The sequence below is a fragment of the Duganella rhizosphaerae genome (assembly GCF_040364205.1).
GTDB lineage: Bacteria > Pseudomonadota > Gammaproteobacteria > Burkholderiales > Burkholderiaceae_D > Rugamonas > Rugamonas rhizosphaerae.
Window position 1 is genome coordinate 45,316 of sequence record NZ_BPWK01000010.1, and the last position, 20,881, is coordinate 66,196.

The window sequence follows — 20,881 nt, forward strand, 5'->3', positions numbered from 1 at the left end:
AGTCCCCGACAAAAAATGTCAGGCCCAGGCTGACAGTTTTTGTCAGTCGAGCATATATTTTTTTGCAACACTCATGCTAGGATCCTGCTGCCCATCCCCGATCTATGGAGATTTAATAGTTGAGAGTTCTGAACGCTGCATCACTTCTTCTTTGCATAGTGGCGAGCATCCCCGTATATGCCGAAACAGCCGCTGAAATCGCGGTTTCGGATGGAGCCGCCGATGCTATGTATTTCTATAAGCGCGGCGATTTTAAAAAAGCGTTCAAAGAATTCACCAGGCATGCTCAACTTGGCGACCCAATTGCGGAGTCAACTTTGGGGCGGATGTACATGCGTGGTGAGGGAACGGTAAAGGATTGTCAACAAGCCCTTTTGTGGCTGGGGCGCGCTGCGCAACATGACAATGATGCGGCAGAGAACCTGCTTGGTATGTTGCATGCTGATGGTTGTGGTGTGCCGAAAGACCCGTTTCAGGCAGTCAAATGGTACCGGCAGGCGGTGTCGCACGGGAACGCCTCCGCTGCGAATAACCTTGGCAAAGCATATGAGGAAGGGATTGGTGTCGAGCAGGATTTGCCTATGGCGTTTTCGCTATATTCCAGGGCCGCGCAACAAGAGAGCCCCGCTGGAATTTCTAATTTGGCCTATCTGTATCTGAAAGGAATGGGCGTTAAACAAGACTACGCAAAAGCCCAAGCGTTGTTCAAACAGGGAGCAAGTTTGGGAGACAACGCCGCCCAGTATTTTATAGGTGCGATGTATGAAAAAGGGCTCGGAGTTGAAATCGACTTACGTCAAGCTGCCATGTGGTACCGCGAAGCCGCCAAGGCAGGTCTGGCTAAAGCGCAGCGAGACCTTGCTGAATTGCTTTCTACAAGGCCGGATCTCGGAGGTGAGAGCGAAGTCTATGATTGGTATTTGAAAGCGGCCAAACAAGGGGAGTCCTACGCGCAGCTAAAGTTAGGTGAGATTTACGAAACGGGACGAGGGATTGCAAAGGATCCCCAACAAGCTGCGTTTTGGTATGGTGCTGCGGCAATGCAGGGAAGTGTCGAAGCGCAACTGCACGTAGCGGACCAACGACCAGAAACCATGGTCGAAATTTATAGCATCCTGGCCGAACAAGGCAATATGGACGCTCAGTACAACCTCGCTGTCTCGTTAGATACTGGCGCGGGCGTCAAGAGCAATAAAAAACGCGCTGCGGAATGGTATCTCAAGGCCGCGCTGCAAGGGCACGTTAAGGCTCAGTCTAACTTGGCCGCTCTCTACGTTGCTGGTGCAGGCGGTCCGCCCGACTATGACCAGGCATTCAAATGGTATGCAAAGGCAGCTGAAAACGGCGATATGGCGGCACAGAATAATCTCGCCACCCTTTATGAACAAGGCCGGGGAACACAAGCAAACAACGCGTTAGCCCGCCATTGGTACGCGAAGGCGGCCGAGAAGGGAAGTATTTCAGCGATGCTGAATCTCGCCGGTATGTACTGGGCCGGACGCGGCGTGCAACGCGATTACGCACAAGCTGCAATTTGGTATCGCAAAGCCGCCGATCGTGGGAATACTCAAGCGAGGGTGCGACTTGCTCTGATCTATCGTGACGGTATGGGTGTTCCTGTCGATAAACTAGAGTCCGAAAGGTGGCAAAATCTCGCATCAGGTTTGAAGCATTGATGGCTATAAAAACTTCTTGCAGTTCTTGCCATTCATCTCTTGTGCTGGGCGAACAGCCAGTCGCGCCAGGCGGTGGCGAGCAGCATGTCGGCGGGTACGGTGTGCTCCATGCCGCGATACTCGAGCATGCGGGCTTTGGCGCCGCCCGGCTGACGCTGCAAGGCGGCGAATAGCGCGCGGTCAGGCTCGATGGGGTTTTCGGTGTCGGCTTCGCCGTGGACCAGCAGCAGCGGCAGGTCTTTCAGTTGCGCGGCGGCGGTGCGGTCCGGGGCGATGCCGGAGAAGGCCACTGCGGCGGCGTACATGTTTTGGTCTTGCAGCACCGCCTGCGTGGCGGCGGAAGCGCCCATCGAAAAACCGGTGACGTAGATGCGGTCGGTGTCGATGGCGAACTGCGGTTTCAGGGTTTCCACCAGCGCGCGCAGGGTGGGCAGGTTGGGGCCGGGCTTGGCGGCCAGCAAACCGTCTGCGGCGGACGGCGCATAGTTGGCGCTGCGCTCGGCAAATTGCGGCACCAGGATGTATGCGGGGTAGCGCTTGCGGATGACTGGTGCGGACCAGGACATCGCGAGGGCGCCAAGCTGGCTGCTGTTGTCGTTGCCGATGGCGCCGGAACCGTGCAGCACGATGATCAGCGGATAGCGCTTGCCTGGCTGCAGGACGGCCGGCGACATCATGCGATAGCCCAGCGTCCCGGTCGGGCCGGCGTAGCTGCCGTTGGAGAAAACGTCGCGGTCCAGCGATTTCAGCAGGGCCGCGTCGGCGGCCTGACGGGCAGGCGTGGTGCGGTCGGTCACCAGCTCCGGCTGGGCGGCGGACGCGCAGGTCGCCGCCAGCAGTACAGTGATGACCGCACCACGCAAGAACATCGGCTTATTCCGCCGCGTCAGCGCCGTGGCACTTCTTGTACTTCTTGCCGCTGCCGCAAGGGCAGTCGTCGTTGCGGCCGACCTTAGGCTCGTCGCGCACCAGCGTGGTGACGGCCGGCTTGCGGCGCGGCACCCAGAACTTGTAGATGGCCGGCAGGTTGGCTTCCAGTTCCTGGCCCAGCTTGTGCGCCTTGACCGGATCTTCCACCAGCGGCAGTTCCTCTTCCTCGATCTCGTCGGCGCCCAGCAGGTAGATCGGCTTCATCAGTTCCTGGATGTCCGATTCCCAGATCTCGTCCCACGAACCCGGACGCAGCTCCATGCCTTCCCAGAAGCCCCAGCACCAGGCTTCGGCGTCGATCAGGGTCTGGCCTTCGTGCTCGTGCTCGACGAACAGCGGCTCGAATTCCTTCGGCGCCACTTCGAACGTCACCAGCACTTCGTTCATGAAGCGCATGATCAGGTTGAGGATGCGTTCCTCCTCCTTTTCGTTCTTGAATTTCGGGACGTCGGTATCTTCCTGGCCCCAGACCCGCTTCAGCCACTCCACCGGCATGATGGGTTCCGGGCCGATGGCGATGGCGGTCAGATAGCCGTGCAGCATATCCATCGTCATGGCATCTTCAGGGCTGCGGTCGGACAACAGGAAGTTGTCTAATTCGTCGAATTCTTTTTCGCTCAGTGGCTGGTCGAGTTGCATGGCTTGCTCTTTTTATTGGATTGAAGCCGACAGTATACACGTCGCGCCCCGTACAATGCGGGGATGAACCAAGATCATTTCGACGACGAAGCAGAAGACGCCCGCGCTGCGGCCCTGGCCGCCAGCATGGCCGACCCGCTCACCGGTGCGGCCGACAGCGAGCAGGAGCAGGCGCCACATCCTTATTCGGCGCTCAATCCCGAGTGCGTGCTCGACGCGCTCGACAGCATCGGCCTGCGCGGCGATGGCCGCCTGCTGGGGCTGAATAGCTACGAAAACCGCGTCTACCAGGTCGGCATCGAGGACGACAAGCCGCTGGTGGTGAAGTTTTACCGACCCGGCCGCTGGAGCGACGCGGCCATCCTGGAAGAGCACGCTTTCACCGATGAACTGGCCGCGCGCGAGATTCCGGTGGTGCCGGCGCTGGCCTTGGGCCCGGACCGGGCTACGCTGCATCACTTCAATGGCTTCCGCTTTGCCGTGTTCACCCGCCATGGTGGCCGCGCGCCCGAGCTGAGCGATCCGTCGGTGCTGGAATGGACCGGGCGCTTCATCGCCCGCATTCACGCGGTGGGCGCGATCAAGCCGTATCTGGAGCGGCCGGCGATCGACATCGCCACCTTCGGCATCGAGCCTTGCGAGTTTTTGCAAGCCAACCAGTTCATCCCGGCCGATTTGCGGGAGGCCTACGCCAGCGTCTCGGCGCAGGCGCTGGACGGCGTGCGCCGCAGCTACGAGCGCGCCGGCGAGCTGCCGCAACTGCGCCTGCACGGTGATTGCCACGGCGGCAATGTTCTGTGGACCGACGCCGGCCCGCACTTCGTCGACTTCGACGACAGCCGCATGGGTCCGGCGATCCAGGACTTGTGGATGATGCTGTCCGGCGAGCGATCCGACCAGGTGCGCCAGATGAGCGACATCCTGGCCGGCTACGAGGATTTCTGCGAGTTCGACCCGCGCCAGCTGCACCTGGTCGAAGCGCTGCGCACGCTGCGGCTGATTCATTACTCGGCCTGGCTGGCGCGACGCTGGGACGATCCGGCCTTCCCGGTGGCTTTCCCGTGGTTTAACACCCAGCGCTACTGGCAGGACCGCATCCTGGAGCTGAAGGAGCAGATTTCGCTGATGGACGAGCCGCCACTGCCGGTCTAGTGGATCGGCGTGGTGTTAAATGGTGTAAAGTAGGCAAGGTTAATATAAAAAACATCGCGCTCATGAGCGCTTGACCTTCCGAAGGAACACCATGCTGAAACGTAGTCTGCAAATTGCCCTGTTGCTGTCTTTGGAGGCTGCCGCCCACGCGCAAACCACTCCTGCCGTGATGGAAACCCTGGGTGTCAAGATCGGCGATACGTCGGCCCAGATCGACAAAGTGCTGGTCGGGCTAGGGTATAAGCTGGTCCGCAAGGAGGACTATGCGGCGGCGTTTGGCATGCCGGCCCGGCCGCAGTCGCGCGAGTATCAGAAGCTGGTGGCGAAGCCGGGCAGTCTGCCAGCAGAGATGGGCTACGTCATGATCGGCTTCGGACAGAAGTCGAGCACGGCGGTCGCCATCGCCCGCCGCGAGCAGTTCGACCGGCCGGTATCGCGGGTGGAAATGGAAAAGGCCCTGAGCGCAAAGTACGGGCCGCCCACCAGAAACACCGGGAACGCCGGCGAGCTTGAATGGATGGCCTTGGAGCCGAATTCCTACAAGCCCAGCGACAGCCCGCAGGATTGCCGGGTTCGCGTTGGTGGGCAAGTCAACTATGGGACCGACTTCAAGAGACTGGCGAATTGTAAGAAGACCGTGAGTGTCATCCTGTCCGAGTTGTCGAACAGCGGTGTCGAGTTCCAGAAGATACAGGTCAGTATGGTCGACTTCACCGCCTACAAAGACGAAGCATCGGCGTTGGCCGCGCTCGAGGCGCAGCAGCGCAAGGACGAGATCGAAAAACGCCGGCAAGTCCCGGTGCCCAAGATCTAGGATCTGCCGAATTGGCGGGTATTTCCCGCTCTCCTCGCGGTTCGGCTTGCTTGCCCCCTGCTTGATAATGAGAACTCAGAAGTCCCGGTTGGTGCCGGGACATATCGTCTAGCGAGAACCCTCATGCAAGCACAACTGGCCAAACAAGACAGCGTACAAGATAGCGTCACTCTGCTCCCCATGGTGTCGCTGCATGACCCGGACGAACCGACCCACACCCCACGCGCGGCGATGGAAATGAAGGCGATCCAGGAAGCGATCGCCCGCGTCGAAGCAGACGCCAAGGCCGCCTGCGCCGCCGAGAACCGCGCCCACGCCGAAGCCCGCGCCCGCTCGCTGGCCGAAGACCGCGCCGCGATGGATGCCGCCGCAGCCGCCGTCGCGCTGCAAAATGCACAAGCGTCGGAAGAGGCGATCGCCGCCAACCGCGAGCGCCTCGAATCGCTGCGCGCCGCCGCCCAGGCCAGCGTCGCCCGCCTGGATGCCGTCAAACAGGAAACCGCCGAACTGCGTGCCCGCGTCGAAGCCGACACCCAGATCCGTGTGGCCGCCGAACTGCGCGCCAAGGCCGAGAGCGAAAGCCGCAAGCGCGCCCACGAACAGATCGCCGCCGAATCCGAGCTGGCCGAACAAGCCTCCCGCGCCGCCGAGGAACTGGCGACCCAAACCGAACAAGCCCGCCTGCAAGCGGTGGAACGCGTGGCCGCTGTGCAGGCCGCCAAGGAAGAAGTGGTCGGCATCGCCTCCGCCGATGCGCGCGTGGCAACCATGGCGCGCGAACGCGAGCGCCACGCCTACGCCGCCCGCCAGACCGCGCAGATGCTGGTGCAGGCCGAAGCCGAAGCGCTGGACCTGACCGTGCAGCGCGAACGCGCCGATCAGATCGCGCTGGAATCGGCCTTCAACCGCGCCGCCGCCGAGGTGCGCGCGCTGGAAGAAGCCCGCGCCCTGGCGCACCTGGAGCAGGAGCGCGAGCAGATCGCGCTGGCCAAGGCCGAGTCCGAACGCAGCGCCGCGCAATCGCTGCACCTGCGTCTGCAAACAGAAAAAGAAATCCGCGACGCCGCGATTCACCGCGAACGCCTGGAAATGGTGGCCGCCGCCAGCGCCCAGGCGCGCCGCGATGCGGACGCCAGCATCCTGGCCGCGACCGAAGCACGCATCGAAGTGGACAGCCAGCTGCGCGCCGTCGCGCTGGCCCGTGTGCAGGCCGAGCAGGAAGCCGAACTGAAAACCCACGCCAAGGTCGAAGCGGAGACGCTGGCGCTGGAACAAGCCAAGCTGCGCCAGGCCGCCGATGAAGCCGCCGCCGAAGCCGCCCGCACCGACAGCCTGGAACAACAGCGCGCCGCCGAACTGGCCGAAGAACGCGCCGCCCTGTCGCGCGCCGCCGCCGAGCTGGCCGCCAGCCAGAACGCCGCCGAACAGCAGGAAATCGCCACACTGGCGCTGCACGTCGAAGCGCAGAACCAGGCCAACGCCGTGGCCATGCAAAAGGCCGGGCAGGCGCAAGCATTGCTGCAAGCCGAACAGGCCCGCGCCGCCGCCGAACAGCAGGCGATCGCCGCGCTGAAGGAAAAACTGGACGCCGAGCAGGACGCCAGCGACGCGGCTCAACACCGCATCGCCGCCGAGCGCGCGCAGACCGAAGCCTATCGCCAGCAGCAGGAAGCCGAGCAGCGCCTGGCCGCCGCGGCGGAAAAAGAAGCCGAGGCCGCCCGCCTGATGGCCGAGCAGGTATCGCTGGAAGCCGAGCAGAAAGCCATCGCCGGACAGGCGCTGGCGGCGCAGGCCCGCCTGGCGGTCGAGCTGGGCGTGGTGCATGCCGAGCGCGCCCGCGTCGAGCAGGAGAAGGCCGCGACCGCCGAAGCGCTGTTGCTGGCCGAGCGTGAATTCATTGAAACCGAGCGTCAATCGCTGGCGCTGATCGACCAGAAGCTGACGCAGCAACGCTTGACCACCGCCTCGGAAATCCGCGCGTCGAAAGCGATCGCCGGCCGCCTGGAAGCGGAACGCAATGTGGCCACCTGCGCACGCCAGCGCGCCGACGCCGAGCAGGCCGAAGCCGATGCGGTGCACCAGCGCGAGCTGGCCGAACAAGCCACCGTGCAAGCCGCGACCGACAAGGCCGCAGCACAGCTGGCCTTGCTGGAAACCGCCCAGGCGCACGCCGCGATGCAGCGCAAGGTGGCCGACACCACCGCCGCGATGACCGCCGCCAAACAGAAATTGCTGGAACTGGAAACCCGCCGTCACGCCGCCGCGCAAAAAGCGCTGGCAGCGGTGCAGGCAAAAGTGGCTGCGGCCGCCGGCGAGTGCAAGCAAGCGGAAGAGGGCGCCGTGGTCGCCACGCTGGACGCCGCCCGTGCCCGCAAGGAAGCGGCCCGCCTGGCGCCGCCAGCCGAAGCCGGCAAAGCGGTCTGGCGCGCCCGCTAAGCAACCCCAAACCAAAAGGGTCAGACCCCGTACGGGGTCTGACCCTCTTCGCCGTAGTGCGGGTTTTAGTAGCTGTAGCCCAGGCCGACCAGCAACAGGTCGGCGTCGCGGTGATAGTCGGTGACGACGCGGTTCAGCGACAGCGTGCCGACGACGTGTTTGTTGAAGTGATAGCGGCTCGCCATCGACACCAGCCCCGCCTTGTGCGAACGCGTGCCCGGCACGTCATGCACTTCATACGCCAGGTACGGCCCCACACCCATCCCCAGCTCGACTTCCCGGTTCAAGGAGCGGATCAGCCACAGCTGCGACGCCACGCCGTTGCGGCGGGTGACGGCCGTGGTGCCTTCGTTGAGCCAGCTCACCGTCCAGTCCACATAAGGCCCGATCGAGCGCCGGTACTCGACGCTGCTGGCGCGCGAGCGCTCCGATTCCAGGCTGTTGACGATGCTTTGCCCCGCCAGCACGGTCACCGTGTCGTCGGTCGCCTTGCCGCCGTCCAGGTGCAGCTTGTTGCCGCGCACGCTGTCGAAGCGGTAGCCCGCGCCCACCAGCAGGGAGGTGGTCGGGTCCTTGGCGCCGGTCGGGATGACGCGGTTGATCTGCACCTGCGTGTACCAGCGGTTGGGATGGTGCCAGGTCGCTTGCACGCTGTAGATCGGCGCCCAGCCGTGGTCGTTGATATACGGCTCGCCGCCGCCGCTGGGCCGGGACGTGTCGAAGAAATAGTACTGCCCCACACCCACACCCCAGGACAGGCCCTGTTCGCTGATGTGCGAGCGCAGCCACACCTGGGCGGAGACGCCGTCGCGATGGTGGTTGTGCGGATGGCCTTCGTTCAGGTAGCCCAGGCTCAGCGCCAGGTAGTCGCCCACCGGCTGGGCGTAGTTGACGCCGACCGCGAACGAGTTCTCATTGGTGCCGCTGACGCGCAGGGCGCCGCCTTGCATCGACAAGTCCTGGCCTTGGGCGGCGGCGCCCGCCAGCAGGGTGGCGAGCAGGAGAGGGAGGCGTTTGGGCATGGGTGGCTTCGGTTTCTGTCAGGGATACTGCTGAGATTACCGGAAACTCAGGAAGTGCCGCGCCATGTTGCGGACGCGGCAACAATCACGGCTGAATATCAAGGCTGAACCTGCACCTTGGTGATGTAGTACTCGGTCTCGCCGAAGCACTGGCTGGGCACGCCCTTGTGCTGGGCGTAGCTCAGCACCACACGCTTGCCGGTGGCCGACATCAGCTGCTGGGCGACGGCGTCGTCGCGCACGCTGAATTCGAACTTCTCGGGGATGGCGCCCGGCATCGAGGTCAGCAGGATCTCGCCTTCCCAGGTCTTGCAGACCCAGCCCCGGCTGGAGAATTTCTGCAGGTAGCCGGCCCGTTCGCCATCCGAGTACGACACGTGCAGCATGACCCAGGTGTAGGCCATGAAGATCAGCAGGGCGGCGACCAGCAGGCCGGCGAGATAGAGCGTTACGCGTTTGGAAGAGGTCATGGATCAGCTTGGGTTGAGTGCAATGTTTTTAATCTTATCACGCGGCCAGCCGCCGTTTGTGGCGTATCGACGACCACAGCGCCACGGCAATGAACGCCACCCCCGACAAACCGGTAAACCATTCCGGGATGTGGTATTTGACGCTGGCCAGCATGATCAGCGCCAGGATGCCGATGGCGTAGTGGGCGCCGTGCTCCAGGTAGACGTACTCGTCCAGCGTGCCCTTGTGCACCAGGAACACCGTCAGCGAGCGCACGAACATGGCGCCGATGGCCAGCCCCAGCATGATGATGACGACGTCGCTGGTGATGGCGAAGGCGCCGATCACGCCGTCAAAGCTGAACGAGGCGTCCAGCACTTCCAGGTAGAGGAAGCCGCCGAAGCTGCCGCGCGCCACCGTCGCCACTACCGCGCCGACGCCGGCCTCGGTGATGTCGTCGTCGTCGTCTTCCGGCGGCTCTTCCTCCAGCAGCGTGCTGATCCAGCCGACTGCCAGATACACCGCCACGCCGACCACGCCGGCCGTCAGCACCGTGTACTTTTCCTCCACCGGCACCAGGCCGACGCAAGCGAACACCGCGCCCAGCGCCATCAGCACGGCCAGCGTCTCGGTGCCGTGCTGGCCCATTTTTTTCTCCATCCAGCCCAGCCAGTGCAGCTCTTTTTCCTCGTCGAACAGGAAGTTCAGGAACACCAGCAACAGGAAGGCGCCGCCGAAGGCCGCCACCTGGGCGTGGGCGCCGGTCAGGTGTCTGGCGTATTCGGCCGGGTTGGCGGTGGCCATCTGCCACACGTCCATCAGGCCCAGGCCGGTGGCCAGCGAGACGATCAGCAGCGGGAACAGCAGCCGCATGCCGAACACCGCGACCACGATGCCGACCGTCAGGAACAGCTTTTGCCAGAACGCATCCCAATGCCGCAGCACCGAGGCGTTGACCACCGCGTTGTCGAACGAGAGCGACACTTCCATCACGCCCAGCACGGCGGCCACCCACACCGCCTGCAGCAGGCCGGCGGCGCCGCCATGGTTGTAGCCCCACCAGGCGGCCAGCGCCATCAGGACAAAAGTGACGGCAAAAGAGATTCTGAAGTGTTGCATCGTTGTTTTTATTGAAAGGTAACAATGGGCTGAATTCTATAATACTTGCTTCCGTCGCTGTAGGGCCATCTGCGATAATTGCGCCACTAAAATGCAAAGGAACCACCGATGGACATCGCTTACCTCGTCACCCCGCTGATTACCTGGATCACGGTCGGGCCGATCAAGTTTCTGATTAATAGCGCCAAGGCGCGCAAGTGGGCGTTCAACCTGGTCGGCAACGGCGGTTTCCCCAGCAATCACAGCGCGGTGGTGTCGAGCATGGCGACCCTGATCGCGCTGCGCGAGGGCATCGGCCACCCGGCGTTCGGCGTGGCGGTCACGCTGTGCTTCATCGTCGTCATCGACGCCAACAGCCTGCGCCAGCACGTCGGCAAGCAGGCGGCGGCGATCAACCGCCTGGCCGGCGGCGAAGAGGCCGCAAGCAAGGGCCACACCTGGCTGCGCGAGCGCATGGGCCACACGCTGGTGGAAATCGGCGGCGGCCTGTGCACCGGCATCGCCATCGCCCACCTGATCAACGCCATCTTCGGCCGCGGCTGATCCGGACTGCAACCCGCAAGGGCGGGGTCGGACCCCTCGGGGTCCGACCCCTGTTTGCCGCTGTGCGGGTTAAGCGGCTCCCGCCCACTCTGCGGTTTCCCTGTTCTTTTGGCCGCTCCCGGCTATCCTGACATTTCACCGTTTATCCCAGCATTTGGCAATTCAGCCACGTTTTTTGCCGTCCAGTCGCACGTCGATTGACCGATACCGGACAGTCGGAGATACTCTGCGCCCTGTAGTCTGGCTAAAATTTTAATAAGTAGTCGAGCACCCCCGTGCCACTTTCTCGGAGAACTGTATGTTGCGCAAAACCCTTCTAGCTCTCGCCGTCGCTTCAGCCCTGGTTGCCTGCGGCAAGTCCTCCAAGGAGCCTGAAAAGGCGGGCGCCAGCGCCTCGGCCACCGCGTCCAAGGACGGCAAGGACGGCAAGGATGGCAAGAGCGCCGCCCCGGCCGTGCTGTCGCTGGCACCGGAAGACATGCTGACCATCGAAACCAACGCGCTGGCGTCGGGTCCGGTGATCACCGGTTCGGTCCAGCCTGAGCGCAAGGCCGATCTGCGCGCCGAAGTGAGCGCCGTGGTGTTGCAAGTAATGAAAGAGAACGGCGAAGCCGTGAAGAAGGGCGACATCCTGGTGCGCCTGGACGAAACCTCGATCCGCGACGCCCTGAACTCGGCCGACGAAGCCACCCGCGCCGCCCAGCAAACGCTGGAGCAGGCCACCCGCATGTTCGAGCGCCAGAAAACCCTGCGCTCGTCGGGCATGGTGTCGACCCAGGCGCTGGAGGATTCCGAGATCCGCCGCAACAACGCCCAGAGCGAGCTGGCCGGCGCCAAGTCGCGTTCGGTCGCGGCCCACCAGCAGCTGACCCGCACCTTGGTGCGCGCGCCGTTCGACGGCATCGTCAGCGAGCGCAAGGTCTCCAACGGCGACACCGCCGCCATCGGCAAGGAACTGATCAAGGTGATCGATCCGGCCAGCATGCGCTTCGAAGGCCTGGTGTCGGCCGACAAGATCGGCGTGGTCAAGGTCGGCCAGCCGGTGCGCTTCCGCATCAACGGCTACCAGAACCGCGATTTCAGCGGCCGCGTGAAGCGGGTCGATCCGTCGGCCAACGCGGTCACCCGCCAGGTCGAGGTGCTGGTCTCGTTCGTCGGCCAGGATATGCCGGGCGTGGCCGGCCTGTACGCCGAAGGCCGGGTCGAGTCCGACGTCGCCAACGCGCTGATGATCCCCGATTCGGCGCTGGTCACCAGCGGCGACCAGACCTACACCTGGCGCGTCAACGGCAAGGCGCTGGCCAAGGCGACGCTGAACATGGGCGTGCGCGATCCGCGCACCGGCCAGTGGGAAGTGCGCAGCGGCCTGGCCGCCGGCGACCGCGTGCTGCGCGTGCCGAACTCCGGCTACAAGGATGGCCAGGGCGTCGAGCTGACCGCGCCGAAAGTGGCGGCCTCCGGCAACGGCGCGGCCCAGGCCTCGGCCGCGCCGGCGTCGAGCACCGCAGCGAAAGGGAACTAATCCATGTTCTTATCCGATTTCAGTATCAAACGGCCGATCGCGACCATCGTCCTGATCGTCGCCATGATGTGCCTGGGCTTGCTGGCGCTGAAGAAGCTGCGCGTCAACCAGAACCCGGACGTCGAGGTGCCATTCATCATCGTCAGCGTGCCGTATCCGGGCGCCTCGCCCGACACGGTCGAGCGCGAGATCGTCAACCGGCTGGAAAAACCGCTGCAAGCCATTTCCGGCGTGACCAAGCTGGAGAGCGCGGCCAATGAAGGCTCGGCGCAGATCTTCATCGAGTTCAGCTTCAAGAAGAACCTGATCGAAGCGTCCGACGAGATCCGCAACGCGATCGCTTCGGTGCGCTACAAGCTGCCGACCGAGATGCGCGAGCCTATCCTGCAGCGCATCGATCCGGCCTCCGATCCGGTGATGCAGATCTCGCTGTCGTCGACCAGCCAGAGCCACGCCGAGATTTCGCGCCTGGCCGAGGACATGCTGTCGGACCGCTTCCGCGCGGTGGACGGCGTGTCGCAGGTGCAGGTCAACGGTTCGCTCAAGCGCGAGCTGTCGGTGCTGCTGCACGCGGAAAAGCTGCGTGAATATAACGTCTCGGTCAGCGACGTGGTCAACGCGCTGCGCAACCAGAACACCAACGCCCCGGTGGGCAAGGTGCGCGGCGTGCTCGACGAGAAGAGCATCCGCCTGGTGGGCCGCATCATCACCCCGCGCGAGTTCGAGAGCGTGGTGGTCAAGCGCCGCGGCGACGAAGTGGTGCGCCTGGCGCAACTGGCCACCATCGAGGACGGCTTCGCTGAAATCAACGGCGTGAGCATGCGCAGCGGCAAGCCCAACGTCGGCATCGCCATCTCCCGTTCGCGCGACGCCAGCACGGTGTCGGTGGCGGCCAAGCTGCGCGAGGAAATCAAACTGGTCAACGCCACGCTGCCGGCCGGCACCAAGCTGGAAATCACCCGCGACGGCGGCGACGATTCGCAGCGTAGCCTGAACAACGTGATCGAATCGCTGGTGCTGGGCGCGGTGCTGACCATCTTCGTGGTGTACGCCTTCCTGAACTCGTGGCGCTCGACGCTGATCACCGCGCTGAGCCTGCCGACCTCGGTGGTGGCGGCCTTCATCGCGGTGTGGCTGTGCGGCTTCACGCTGAACTTCATGACCCTGCTGGGCCTGTCGCTGGCGATCGGCGTGCTGATCGACGACGCCATCGTGGTGCGGGAAAACATCGTGCGCCACATGCAGATGGGCTCGGACCGCCGCACGGCTGCGCTGAACGGCACCGCCGAGATCGGCCTGGCCGTGGCCGCGACCACCTTCTCGATCATCGCCGTGTTCATTCCGGTGGCCTTCATGCCGGGCATTTCCGGCGAATGGTTCCGTCCGTTCGCGCTGACGGTGACCTGCTCGGTGCTGGTCAGCCTGGGTATTTCGTTCACGCTCGATCCGATGCTGTCGGCCTACTGGGGCGACCCGGTCGACCACCACACGGCGCCGAAAAAAGGCCTGGGCAAAGTGCTGCAGAGATTCAACGACTGGTTCGACCACCAGTCCGACCGCTACGGCCGCGTGATCGCCTGGGCGCTGCACCACCGCCGCTGGATGGCCGTGATCGCGTTCAGCACCTTCGTCGGCGCCATCGTGCTGCATGCCAAGTGGGGCGGCTCCAGCTTCCTGCCGGCGGCCGACCGCAGCACCATCGCCATCGACGTGCGCATGCCGCCGTCGGGCAGCGTGGAGATCGCGCGCCGCAAGATGGAAACCATCGCCGCCATCGCCCGCACGATTCCTGAAACCAAGGACACCAACTCCAACATCAACGCCGGCGGCGGCCGCATCTACCTGGACATCGGCAAGCGCCAGTTCCGCAAGCGCACCGCGTTCCAGATCGGCGCCGAGCTGCGCGAGAAGATGAGCCATATCGCCGGCGCCGAGATCTCGGTGATCGACGACCTGGGCAACCAGGGCAAGCCGGTGCAGATCGAGTTCACCGGCCCGGATTCGCGCCGCCTGATGGAGATCACCAACGCCTATATGGACAAGCTGCGCCAGATCCCGGGCGCGGTGGACGTCGGTTTGTCGCAGCAGGATCCGAAGAACGAGTTGCAGATCGAACTCAATCGCGGCCTGGCCAACTCGATGGGCATCTCCGTCAACGACGCGGCGCAATCGCTGCGGGTGGCGTTTGCCGGCGTCGAAGTGGGCGACTGGGTCGACCCGACCGGCGAATCGCGCGACGTCGCGGTGCGCCTGGCGCCGGAAGACCGCGTCAACGCGGAAAACATCGAGCGCCTGCCGATCTCGGTGACCGGCACCAACCAGATGGTGCCGCTGGACCAGATCGCCACGATCACGATGGGCAAGGGCCCGTCCACCATCGAGCACAAGAACGGCAAGCGCACCGTGACCGTGTCGGCCAACGTGCAGGGCCGTTCGCCGGGCGAGGTCAACGCCGACGCCATGAAACTGGCCAACGCCATCGACTACCCGCCCGGCTACGGCCTGGACCAGGGCGGCGACGGCAAGAACCAGAGCGAGCTGTTCACGGAGATGGCGATCGCGCTGGTCATGGGTATCGGCCTGATGTATTTGATCCTGGTCATGCAGTTCGGTTCGTTCACGGCGCCGGTGGCGGTGATGCTGTCGCTGCCGCTGTCGCTGATCGGCGTGGTGCTGGCGCTGCTCGTCACCAAGAGCACGCTGAACCTGATGAGCTTTATCGGCGTCATCATGCTGATGGGCCTGGTCGCCAAGAACGCCATCCTGCTGCTCGATGCCGCCCGCAAGCGCGAGGAAGAGGGCTATGGCCGCGAGGACGCGCTGATGTATGCGGGCCGCATGCGCCTGCGTCCGATCCTGATGACCACCTTCGCGCTGATCGCCGGCATGTTCCCGGTCGCGCTGGGGCTGGGCGAGGGCGGCGAGTTCTACCGTCCGCTGGCGATCGCCATCATCGGCGGCACCATCACCTCGACCATCCTGACCTTGCTGGTGGTGCCGACCTTCTACGACAGCATCGAGATCGCCAAGGACCGCGCCATCGCCAAGTTCCATCGCCGCGCCGTGCGCTGGAGCGCCGGTCCGGCCCTGGTCATGACCCTGGTCGAGGGCCTGCTGACGCTGATCTTCGTGCGCCTGGTGTTCCGCATGGTGATGTGGGTGGTGTTCAAAGTGACCGGCAAGGGTGGCCGCGCGATGCCGCCATCGGGCGCGCTGGATCCGCACTAAGTCCTTGTTTTTCCGACGCTAAAAAAGGGCCTCCGGGTCCTTTTTTTACTTCTGGTATGCAGAGCATCTGCTCGGTTTCAAGGTTTTAATTAGTATTCCTCCTCTAACGACTTGCCTTTTGCTTCGTTTTATAAATGTAGTATGCTGCTGGCCTCCTGCACCGGTTTTGGCGCAAGAATCCAGAAAAACCTGGCGCAGTGCCGCCACTTATAAAAGCGAGACCACCATGCAACACAAATACCTCCCCCTGATCATTGCCGCCGCGCTGAGCGCCATGTCGGTCGGCGCCAACGCGTCCGGCTACCGTTTCGGCTCGCAGAGCGTCTCCGGCCAAGGCACGGCGGACTCCAACGCCGCCGAAGCCAACGATGCATCGACCATCTTCTACAATCCGGCCGGTCTGTCCCGCCTGGATGGTATGCAGATCAGCGCCGGCGCCACCATGGTTGTGCCGCACTCGACCTTTACCGACAGCGGCTCGACCCGTTTCACCCACACCCCGACCGGCGGCACCGCCGCCGGCGACTACGTGCCGAGCCAGGTCACCGCGCCATCGTTCTACCTGAGCAAAAAACTGAACGACCAGTGGACCGTCGGCATGGGCATGTTCGTGCCATACGGCACCAAGATCACCTACGGCAACACCTGGACCGGCCGCTACGCGCTGTCCGACGTCAAGCTGGAATCGATCACGCTGAACCCGTCGGCTTCGTTCAAACTGAATGAACACCACGCCTTCGGCTTCGGTATCGACGCCGAATTCATGAAAGCCAACCTGGGCCAGGCCGTGGACGTGCCGGGTTCGGTCATGGCGCTGGCAGGCACGCCGCAATCGGCGGCGCTGGCCAAGCAGATCGCTCTGCTGGGCGGCAACCCTAAACTGCTGGGCGCGACCAAGGATGCCCACGGCGCCAACGACGGCAAGGACTGGGGCTGGGGCTTCAACCTGGGCTACCTGTTCACGCTGGACCAGAACACCCGCTTCGGCCTGGCTTACCGCTCGTCGATCTCGCACCAGCTGAAGGGCAGCACCGTGTGGGACTTCTCGCAGGTGACCACCGACCCTATCGTCAACGGCGTATTGCAAGCCGCGTCGCACAAGGCCAACTCGGCCGCGCTGGTCGCGCTGCGTACGCCTGAGACGCTGTCGGCCAACGTGTTCCACCAGTTCGACGCCAAGTGGGCCGGCATGGCGGACGTGACCTTCGTGCGCCACAACCGTCTGGGCGACCTGGACATCCAGTTCCCGGGCACCACCGAAGGCGCCGAAGTGATCCGTCAGCAGTGGAAAAACACCGTGCGCGTTTCGCTGGGCGGCAACTACGCCTACAACGAAAACCTGACCCTGCGCGCCGGCCTGGCCTACGACGAATCGCCGGTCAAGAACGCCGAGCTGACCCACCCAGCGCTGCCGGACAGCGACCGCATGCAGTATTCCTTCGGCGCCAACTGGAAGCTGAACGCCCGCTCGTCGATCGACCTGGCCTACAGCTTCCTGGACTTCAAGGACGCGCAGATCAACTACACCAACGCCTGCAACCCGCTGGCGACCACCTGCACGGGTAACGGCGAAACCACCCGCGGCACGTACAAGACCCACCTGTCGCTGATCGGCGTCGCCTACAACTACAAGTTCTAAGTCGGAACGTCGTAGCGAAAAGGACCTTCGGGTCCTTTTTTTACGCCTATTGATTGGTGGTGGGCGGCGGCGCGCTGCTTTGTTGCGCCGGCGGCGGCGTGGTGGCAGGCGGCGTCGCGGCGGGCGCGGCCGGCTCAGGCGTGTTCACGCTGGGGGTGGGCGGCTGGTCCGCCGGGCGCTTGTTGCAGCCGCCCAGCAGGGCGACCGCCATGGCCGCGCCCAGCAACAGTCGCAAGGTAGGGGAGAGGGTAGTCATTTTTTGCTCCTTTCAACACAGGGAACAAATTAGACCGCGCCGCCTGCCGGCGGTTCCCTCGATGTGCGAGGACTTGGAAAGCTCAGGCGGCCTTGCGGTCGCTGTCGACGGGCAGCTCGGCGTTGCTGTTGAAGACGGCCAGGTCGGTCTCGCCCAGCACCCGGCTGGTGACGGTGCCGGCGGCGATCGAGCCGCTGACGTTGAGCGCGGTGCGGCCCATGTCGATCAGCGGTTCGATCGAGATCAGCAGGCCGGCCAGCGCCACCGGCAGGTTCATCGACGACAGCACGATCAGCGCGGCAAAGGTGGCGCCGCCGCCGACCCCGGCCACGCCCACCGAACCGATGGTGATGATGGCCAGCAGCGGCGCGATGAAGGCCAGCGTGAACGGATCGATGCCGACGGTGGGCGCGATCATCACCGCCAGCATGGCCGGGTAGATGCCGGCGCAGCCGTTCTGGCCGATGGTGGCGCCGAACGAGGCGGCGAAGTTGGCGATGCCTTCCGAGGTGCCCAGGCGCAGCGTCTGCGTCTGCACGCTCATCGGGATGGCGCCGGCGCTGCTGCGCGAGGTGAAGGCGAAGGTCAGCACCGGCAGGATTTTCTTCACGTAGCGCGCCGGGTTGAGGCCGGCGCCGGCGACGAGCGCCAGGTGCACGCAGAACATCAGGATCAGCGCGCTGTACGAGGCCAGCACGAAGTCGATCAGGTGCAGGATGTCGGCGTAGCTGGAGGTCGACACCACCTGCGCCATCAGCGCGAACACGCCGTAGGGCGTGAGCCGCAGCACCAGCGTGACGATGCGCATGACGATGGCGTGCGCGACCTGGATGAAGCGCTCGAAGGTGGCGAACACGTCCGGCTTCTTGTCGTGGATGCCGGTGGCGGCGATGCCGATGAACACCGAGAAGATCACCACCGCGATGGTCGAGGTCTTGCGTCCGCCCGTCATGTCGAGGAAGGGATTGGCCGGGATGAAGCTCAGCAGCATGCTCGGCAGCGAGATCGCCTGCGCCGCTTCGACCTTGCCTTGCAGGTAGACGCCGCGCGCGACGTCGGCGCTGGAGGCGGTCAGGCCGACCGCGCTCAGCTGGAACAGCTTGGCCATCAGGATGCCGAGGCCGGCCGCGATCAGCGTGGTCAGCATCAGCAGGCCGATGGTCAGCGCGCTGATCTTGCCCAGCGAGTTGATGCCCTTGAGCTTGATGATGGCGGAAACGATGGACACCATAATCAGCGGCATGACGATCATCTGCAGCAGCTTGACGTAGCCGGAGCCGACGATGTCGAGGTAGTCGCCGGTGGTCTTCAGTTCGGTCGCGCTGGCGCCGTACAGCGCTTGCAGCACGGCGCCCAGCAGCACGCCCAGCCCCATGCCGGTGAACACGCGCACCGAAAAGGACGCATGCTGGCGCTGCTGCGCATACAGCGCGCCCAGCAAGACCAGTGCCGCCAGCAGGTTGAGAATTACGTTGATCGTCATGGTGGCCCTTTGCTGCCAGATTAATCGTCACACACTTCCGCCGGATTGCCTGGTTTCGACGGGAGGTAATAAAGCGGACATTTTATATGCGATTGCCGATATACAGGCCGGCGCCTTCCGCTAAAAGACGAATATTTGGCGATATCCTTGCGCGGTTTTCGCATATCAATTCATGTCGAACAGTTTGTTTGTGTACGGAAATATTTAAAGTTGCCCCGCGTCGCTTGGCGTACAATTTGTGACACACCGCATCTCCTCAGGAGGGTTTTCATGGTCATGGCGAACTTGAAGGTCGGCACCAGGCTCAGCCTGGGATTCGGATTGGTGCTGGTCTTGCTGCTCTGCGTGGCCGGGCTGGGCGTGTACAACATGAGCACGATCCATGCCAAGCTTGACAACATCGTCAGCCAGAATGTCGCCAAGGGCGACCTGGTGCAGGATATGTCCGAGTCGGTGCACGTCGTGGCCCGTGTGACGCGCACCATGGTGCTGCTGTCCGAGCCGGCCGCCATCCAGAGCGAATTGCTGCACCTGCAAACCGCGCGGGAGCATTACCGCAAGGCCAGCGAGATGCTGGCCGCATTGCCGGCAAGTTCCAAGGGCGCGGCGCTGGCGGAGCGCATCGCCGCCGCCGGGCAGGAGGCGCGGCCGCTGGTCGACAAGGTGGTCGAGCTGGCCAAGGCCAACCAGGATGCCGAGGCGGTCGAGCTGTTGATGAAGCAGGCCGCTCCCGCCACCCAGCGCTGGCAGGACGTGATGGACGAGTACGTGGCCCTGCAGAAGGAGTACAACCAGGCCGATACCGCGGAAGCGACCGCCGCTTACGCCCGCGCGCGTCTGTTGATGCTGGCGCTGAGCGGGTTGGCGATCGTGGTCGGCATGCTGGCTGCCGTGACGATCGCCCGCACGCTGTTGCACCAGCTGGGCGGCGAACCCGATTATGCGGCCAGCGTCGCCGGCCGCATCGCCGCCGGCGACCTGACCGTCAGCGTCGACACCCGCAGCGGCGACAAGCACAGCATGCTGCACGCAATGAAGACGATGCGCGATGCGCTGGCCGCCATCGTCGCCGAAGTGCGCGCCGGCACCGAGACCATCGCTGCGGCGTCCACCCAGATCGCCAGCGGCAACCAGGATTTGTCGGCCCGCACCGAGCAGCAGGCCAGTTCGCTGGAGGAGACGGCGTCGTCGATGGAGGAACTGACCAGCGCGGTGCGCCAGAACAACGCGCACGCGCGCCAGGCCAACCAGTTGGCGCAGTCGGCCTCGGCGGTGGCGCAGCAGGGTGGCGCGGTGGTGTCGCAGGTGGTCGACACCATGGGCGTGATCAACGATTCGTCGCGCAAGATTGTCGACATCATCGCCGTCATCGACGGCATCGCCTTCCAGACCAATATCCTGGCCTTGAACGCGGCGGTGGAGGCGGCCCGCGCGGGCGAGCAGGGGCGTGGTTTCGCGGTGGTGGCGACGGAGGTGCGCAACCTGGCCCAGCGTTCGGCGTCGGCCGCCAGGGAAATCAAGGAGTTGATCGGCAGCTCGGTGGAGAAGGTGGCGGTCGGCAGCAAGCTGGTCGAGCAGGCCGGCCAGACCATGGGCGAGGTGGTGGCCAGCGTGCAGCGCGTGACCGACATCATGGCCGATATTTCCGCCGCCGGCGACGAGCAGAGCGCCGGCATCGAACAGATCAACCAGGCCGTCAGCGAGATGGATGCGGTGACGCAGCAGAACGCGGCGCTGGTGGAGGAGGCGGCCGCGGCGGCCGAATCCATGCAGCAGCAGGCCGCCAACCTGGAGCGCGTGGTCAGCGTCTTCCAGCTCGAGCGGCAGGCGCGCGTGGCGTCGCCTCCGGCGACACTGGCCGCCAGGGCGGTGCCGAAACGGCTGGCCGGCAAGACGGCGGCGGCCGGCGCCGATGGCGGCTGGGAGCAATTCTGAGTATTCCCTGAACAGTCCGTTTCGCTTATATAATCGC

General features: G+C 64.2%; 16 protein-coding genes. 9 read left to right on the plus strand and 7 right to left on the minus strand.

The features are described 5' to 3' along the window. Positions 1-119 precede the first annotated feature (119 nt). A complete protein-coding gene (locus RUGAMON1_RS20845; protein ID WP_445232336.1) occupies positions 120-1,676 on the plus strand; it encodes a tetratricopeptide repeat protein in 1,557 nt (518 codons plus the stop codon). A 32-nt stretch (positions 1,677-1,708) separates the two neighbouring features. On the opposite strand, the gene RUGAMON1_RS20850 is transcribed toward RUGAMON1_RS20845, so the two are convergent. After that, positions 1,709-2,545, minus strand: coding sequence for a carboxylesterase family protein (locus RUGAMON1_RS20850; protein ID WP_445232337.1), 837 nt, complete (start codon positions 2,543-2,545; stop codon positions 1,709-1,711). A gap of 4 nt (positions 2,546-2,549) precedes the next feature. Beyond that, positions 2,550-3,245, minus strand: a complete 696-nt coding sequence (locus RUGAMON1_RS20855; protein WP_445232338.1) for a UPF0149 family protein — start codon at positions 3,243-3,245, stop codon at positions 2,550-2,552. 63 nt (positions 3,246-3,308) lie between these two features. Here RUGAMON1_RS20855 and RUGAMON1_RS20860 point away from each other — a divergent pair, with 63 nt between their 5' ends. The 3 genes from RUGAMON1_RS20860 to RUGAMON1_RS20870 all read left to right on the plus strand — a co-directional run bounded on the left by RUGAMON1_RS20860 (position 3,309) and on the right by RUGAMON1_RS20870 (position 7,647). After that, entirely contained in the window at positions 3,309-4,397 is a 1,089-nt protein-coding gene (locus RUGAMON1_RS20860) for an SrkA family protein kinase (RefSeq protein WP_445232339.1), read from the plus strand. A 91-nt stretch (positions 4,398-4,488) separates the two neighbouring features. Beyond that, the gene (locus RUGAMON1_RS20865; RefSeq protein ID WP_445232340.1) at positions 4,489-5,211 is read left to right on the plus strand and encodes a hypothetical protein; all 723 of its coding nucleotides are present in this window, start codon (positions 4,489-4,491) and stop codon (positions 5,209-5,211) included. A 123-nt stretch (positions 5,212-5,334) separates the two neighbouring features. Then, positions 5,335-7,647: a coiled-coil domain-containing protein gene (locus RUGAMON1_RS20870; RefSeq protein ID WP_445232341.1), complete on the plus strand. Its 2,313-nt coding sequence runs from the start codon at positions 5,335-5,337 to the stop codon at positions 7,645-7,647. Positions 7,648-7,712: 65 nt separating this feature from the next. Here the strand turns inward: RUGAMON1_RS20870 and RUGAMON1_RS20875 are convergent, their stop codons facing one another. The 3 genes from RUGAMON1_RS20875 to RUGAMON1_RS20885 all read right to left on the minus strand — a co-directional run bounded on the left by RUGAMON1_RS20875 (position 7,713) and on the right by RUGAMON1_RS20885 (position 10,238). Then, a complete protein-coding gene (locus RUGAMON1_RS20875; RefSeq protein ID WP_445232342.1) occupies positions 7,713-8,669 on the minus strand; it encodes a hypothetical protein in 957 nt (318 codons plus the stop codon). Positions 8,670-8,767: 98 nt separating this feature from the next. Then, entirely contained in the window at positions 8,768-9,139 is a 372-nt protein-coding gene (locus RUGAMON1_RS20880) for a DUF8785 domain-containing protein (RefSeq protein ID WP_445232343.1), read from the minus strand. 37 nt (positions 9,140-9,176) lie between these two features. Further along, positions 9,177-10,238 carry a DUF475 domain-containing protein gene (locus RUGAMON1_RS20885; RefSeq protein ID WP_445232344.1) on the minus strand — a complete coding sequence of 354 codons (1,062 nt, stop codon included), beginning with the start codon at positions 10,236-10,238 and terminating at the stop codon, positions 9,177-9,179. Positions 10,239-10,346: 108 nt separating this feature from the next. On the opposite strand from RUGAMON1_RS20885, the gene RUGAMON1_RS20890 reads away from it, so the two are divergent. The 4 genes from RUGAMON1_RS20890 to RUGAMON1_RS20905 all read left to right on the plus strand — a co-directional run bounded on the left by RUGAMON1_RS20890 (position 10,347) and on the right by RUGAMON1_RS20905 (position 17,170). Further along, positions 10,347-10,781, plus strand: a complete 435-nt coding sequence (locus RUGAMON1_RS20890; protein ID WP_445232345.1) for a divergent PAP2 family protein — start codon at positions 10,347-10,349, stop codon at positions 10,779-10,781. A gap of 298 nt (positions 10,782-11,079) precedes the next feature. After that, on the plus strand, positions 11,080-12,303 hold the full coding sequence (locus tag RUGAMON1_RS20895; protein WP_445232346.1) for an efflux RND transporter periplasmic adaptor subunit: 1,224 nt from the start codon (positions 11,080-11,082) through the stop codon (positions 12,301-12,303). 3 nt (positions 12,304-12,306) lie between these two features. Further along, entirely contained in the window at positions 12,307-15,531 is a 3,225-nt protein-coding gene (locus RUGAMON1_RS20900) for an efflux RND transporter permease subunit (RefSeq protein WP_445232347.1), read from the plus strand. A 226-nt stretch (positions 15,532-15,757) separates the two neighbouring features. Next, positions 15,758-17,170 carry an OmpP1/FadL family transporter gene (locus RUGAMON1_RS20905; RefSeq protein WP_445232348.1) on the plus strand — a complete coding sequence of 471 codons (1,413 nt, stop codon included), beginning with the start codon at positions 15,758-15,760 and terminating at the stop codon, positions 17,168-17,170. Positions 17,171-17,216: 46 nt separating this feature from the next. Here RUGAMON1_RS20905 and RUGAMON1_RS20910 read toward each other — a convergent pair whose 3' ends face one another. After that, a complete protein-coding gene (locus tag RUGAMON1_RS20910) occupies positions 17,217-17,426 on the minus strand; it encodes a hypothetical protein (RefSeq protein ID WP_445232349.1) in 210 nt (69 codons plus the stop codon). An 82-nt stretch (positions 17,427-17,508) separates the two neighbouring features. After that, positions 17,509-18,909 carry an L-cystine transporter gene (locus RUGAMON1_RS20915; RefSeq protein ID WP_445232350.1) on the minus strand — a complete coding sequence of 467 codons (1,401 nt, stop codon included), beginning with the start codon at positions 18,907-18,909 and terminating at the stop codon, positions 17,509-17,511. A 270-nt stretch (positions 18,910-19,179) separates the two neighbouring features. Between RUGAMON1_RS20915 and RUGAMON1_RS20920 the strand changes: the two genes are divergently transcribed. Continuing rightward, positions 19,180-20,844 (plus strand): methyl-accepting chemotaxis protein, encoded by a 1,665-nt coding sequence (locus RUGAMON1_RS20920; RefSeq protein ID WP_445232351.1) that lies wholly within the window; start codon positions 19,180-19,182, stop codon positions 20,842-20,844. Positions 20,845-20,881: the final 37 nt, after the last annotated feature.